Source organism: Kitasatospora sp. NPDC057738, assembly GCF_042798815.1.
GTDB classification, from domain to species: domain Bacteria; phylum Actinomycetota; class Actinomycetes; order Streptomycetales; family Streptomycetaceae; genus Kitasatospora; species Kitasatospora lactacystinica.
The window spans coordinates 1-3,483 of the sequence record NZ_JBHVJT010000160.1 but is presented as its reverse complement, the minus strand read 5'-3'; the positions used below and the strand labels follow the sequence as shown (position 1 = coordinate 3,483).

The 3,483-nt window shown below is 73.3% G+C and carries 3 protein-coding genes; 2 read left to right on the top strand and 1 reads right to left on the bottom strand.

Going from position 1 to position 3,483, the window contains the following annotated elements; genetic code table 11:
* Positions 1-58 precede the first annotated feature (58 nt).
* On the bottom strand, positions 59-1,939 hold the full coding sequence (locus ACFVGO_RS39290; protein ID WP_380359370.1) for an amidohydrolase: 1,881 nt from the start codon (positions 1,937-1,939) through the stop codon (positions 59-61).
* Positions 1,940-2,260: 321 nt separating this feature from the next.
* On the opposite strand from ACFVGO_RS39290, the gene ACFVGO_RS39285 reads away from it, so the two are divergent.
* Both ACFVGO_RS39285 and ACFVGO_RS39280 read left to right on the top strand, forming a co-directional pair.
* On the top strand, positions 2,261-2,923 hold the full coding sequence (locus ACFVGO_RS39285) for a hydrolase (RefSeq protein WP_380359365.1): 663 nt from the start codon (positions 2,261-2,263) through the stop codon (positions 2,921-2,923).
* 24 nt (positions 2,924-2,947) lie between these two features.
* On the top strand, positions 2,948-3,430 hold the full coding sequence (locus ACFVGO_RS39280) for a DoxX family protein (protein WP_380359368.1): 483 nt from the start codon (positions 2,948-2,950) through the stop codon (positions 3,428-3,430).
* The last annotated feature ends 53 nt before the right edge of the window (positions 3,431-3,483 follow it).

The window sequence follows — 3,483 nt, the reverse complement described above, 5'->3', positions numbered from 1 at the left end:
GCCTCGGCGAGCGGCCCGGGGCGGCGCCCCGCTGCGGAACTGACGGCGCCTCGGGGAATCAGAGGAAGCAGGGGTCCGTCGGCAGCTGGGACTGTCCGGGCAGGGCGAGGCCGCGGGCCGCGCGCCAGGCGTGCTGCTCGCCGGAGGCCGCCACGGCCTCCAGGACGCCCTCGGCCTGGCGGACCCCGGCGGCCAGACTGGGGGCGGGGGTGGCGTGGTAGCCGCCGAAGCGGGTGACCGGGCTCCAGGAGGGCGTCACCTCGGGCAGCTCCGGGGCCAGGCCCTGGTGCTCCCCGGTGGCGTGGACGATGCGTCCGCCGACGACCGTCAGCACGGACTCGATGTGCGGGATGTCGGCCTCGGGCACGGTGAAGTAGTCGGCGTCGAGCAGCGCGAGGTCCGCGTAACTGCCGACCGTCAGACGGCCCTTGACGTCCTGCTCGCCGGTGAGGCGGGCGCCGCCGAGGGTGTAGAGCTCCAGGGCCTGTTCGCGGCTGAGGCGGTTGTGCTCGGCGGCGAGCCGCCGCCCGGAGACGGCGCGGCCGGAGACCAGCCAGTGCAGGGCGACCCACGGATTGTAGGAGGAGACGCGGGTGGCGTCGGTGCCCGCGGCGACGGTCAGCCCGCGGTCGAGCATCGCGCGCAGCGGGGGCGCTTCGGCGGCGGCGGGGGCGCCGTAGCGGGAGACGAAGGCCTCGCCCTGGAAGGACAGGCGGTTCTGGACGGAGACGGCGCCGCCGAGGGCGGCGATGCGGTCGAGGCTTTCGGGGCTGACGGTTTCGGCGTGGTCGAAGAGCCAGCGGTTGCCCTGGGGGAAGAGGCCCTCGGCGGCGAGCTTCTCGAAGACGGCGAGGTCGCGGCGGATCGTCTCGTCGTAGGTGGCATGCAGGCGGAAGCCCCAGCCGTTCTCCATGAGGATCCGGACGGCCTTCTCGAACTCGCTCTCGTAGGCACCCAGTTGCGGCCTGGGCTCGGTGAAGTTCTCGAAGTCGGCGGCGGCCCAGGTGAGGTTCTCCCCCGCGCCGTTGAGGCGCAGCCACTCGTCACCCTCGCCGGGGCGGACGGTGTTGACCCAGCGGGTGAGGTCGTCGAGCTCCTGACCGGCGGTCTGCGGGAAGAGGTGGTAGGCGATGCGCAGGCTCAGCTCGCCGCGGCGGGCGAGTTCCATGACGGTGCCGTAGTTCTCGGGGAAGCTCTGGAAGCCGCCGGCGGCGTCGATCGCGGAGGTGAGGCCGAAGCGGTTCAGTTCGCGCAGGAAGTGGCGGGTGGAGCCGATGCGGTCGGCCTCGTCCAGGGTGGGGGCCTTGGCGAGGGTGGAGTAGAGCAGCAGGGCGCCGGGGGCGGCGATCAGCAGGCCGGTGGGCTCGCCGTCGTGTCCGCGCACGATCTGGCCGCCGGCCGGGTCGGGGGTGTCCCGGGTGAAGCCGGCCGCGCGCAGGGCCGCCTTGTTGAGCAGCGCCGACTGGTAGAGGTGCAGGACGAAGACGGGGGTGTCGGGCGCCGCGGCGTTGAGCTCGGCCAGGGTGGGCAGGCGCCGTTCGGCGAACTGGTCGGCGGACCATCCGCCGACCACCCGCACCCACTGGCCGGGCGGGGTGCGCTCGGCCTGCAGGCGCAGCATCGCCAGGGCCTCGCGCAGCGTCGGGACGCCGTCCCAGCGCAGCTCCATCACGTAGTTGAGGCCGCCGCGGATGACGTGCAGGTGCGCGTCGTTCAACCCCGGCACGGCCCGACGCCCGAGCGCGTCGACCACCCGGGTGCCGGGGCCGACCAGCGGAGCGACGTCCGCGTCGTCGCCGACCGCCCGGATCAGACCGTCCCGGATGGCCACAGCGGTGGCCCGGGGGCGGCGCGGATCGTTGGTGAACACCTTGGCGTTGCGCACGACGAGGTCGGCGGGCTGCTCGGGAGCACCGGGGCGCACCCCGGCAACGGGCATGGTGGACAAGGGAAGTCCCTTCGTTGGGTGGTGTTTCGGCGCAGGCCTCGCAGCGAACCTAGGCGGACCGCGGCGGGCGAGGTTCTCCGCAGCGCATCGCCAGTTGCCCGGCAGCGCACTTCACCGTCCGGACGGTCCGGTTCCCGTGGATCCGCCCATAGCCGTGCGTTGTGGGAACAGTCCCGGGCGCGCAGCGAGCAGAACCCCGCACGGGCCGCGGGCTAGTGTCGTCGACGTACCGCCCCGCCGATCCGGCCGGGCGCCTGACGCAGTGTCACCTTCCTGTGTCATTCCCCGCATTCACGAGAAGAGAGAGCCGTCATGGTTGACTTCGCGAACGTTCACGCCGCTCCGAGCCCGGACCTGCTGACCCCCGACAACGCGATGATGCTGTTCGTCGACCACCAGCCGCAGATGTTCTTCGGCACCGGCAGCGGCGACCGCACCGCGATCATCAACGCCACCGTCGGCCTGGCCAAGGCCGCGAAGATCTTCGGCGTTCCGACGGTGCTGTCCACCGTCGCCGCCGAGTCCTTCTCCGGCCCGATCCTGCCGCAGCTGCAGGCCGTCTTCCCCGGCCATGAGGTCGTCGACCGCACCAGCATGAACGCCTGGGAGGACGAGGCCCTGGTCGAGGCCGTCAAGGCCACCGGCCGCAAGAAGATCATCCTCTCCGGCCTGTGGACCGAGGTCTGCCTCGTCCTGCCCGCCCTGTCCGCCCTCGACCAGGGCTACGAGGTCTACGTCGTCGCCGACGCCTCCGGCGGCGTCAGCCCGCTGGCCCACGAGCACGCCCTGCAGCGGATGACCGCCGCCGGCGCCGTGCCCGTCACCTGGATCCAGGTCCTGCTGGAGCTCCAGCGCGACTGGGCCCGCACCGAGACCTACGTCGCGGTCACCGAGCTCGTCAAGGAGCACGGCGGCGCCTACGGCATGGGCCTCGTCTACGCCCAGTCCATGATCAACCCGCACGCCGCCGGCTGACCGAACCACCCGACGGAGTCCGACATGAACACCGGCCTACTCCTGCTGCGCGCGGTCGTCGGCCTGTTGCTCGCCGGCCACGGCGTCCAGAAGGTCAGCTTCCACCTCGGCGGCGGCGGACTGGAGGGCGGCACCGCCGAGTTCCGGGGCGACGGCTTCCGCGGCGGCAGGCTCACCGCGCTGGCCGCCGGCGCCACCCAGGTCGGGGCCGGGCTGATGCTCGCCCTCGGCCTGCTCACCCCGCTGGCCGGCGCGGGCGTCATGGGCGTGATGACCGTCGCCCTGACGGTCAAGTGGCCCCACGGCCTGTGGGTCCAGCACGACGGGTACGAGTTCCCCCTCGTCCTGATCGTCACCGCCGCCGCGCTGACCGCCACCGGCCCCGGCCAGTGGTCGCTCGACGGGGCCCTCGGCCTCGCCGCCTGGCCGCTGTGGTGCCTGCCCGCCGCCGTCCTCGCCGGCGTGGGCGGCGGACTCGCCACCCGCCTCGCCCTGCACCGCACCTGACACCCGCGCGACACGAACGGGCTCGGGCCCCTGGAAGGGAAACCCTCCAGGGG

What these genes read in the sequence shown, in the direction of transcription:
- ACFVGO_RS39280 (WP_380359368.1), top strand. Translation starts at nt 2,948, where the DNA reads ATGAACACCGGCCTACTCCTGCTGCGCGCGGTCGTCGGCCTGTTGCTC.
- ACFVGO_RS39285 (WP_380359365.1), top strand. Translation starts at nt 2,261, where the DNA reads ATGGTTGACTTCGCGAACGTTCACGCCGCTCCGAGCCCGGACCTGCTG.
- ACFVGO_RS39290 (WP_380359370.1), bottom strand. Translation starts at nt 1,939, where the DNA reads ATGCCCGTTGCCGGGGTGCGCCCCGGTGCTCCCGAGCAGCCCGCCGAC.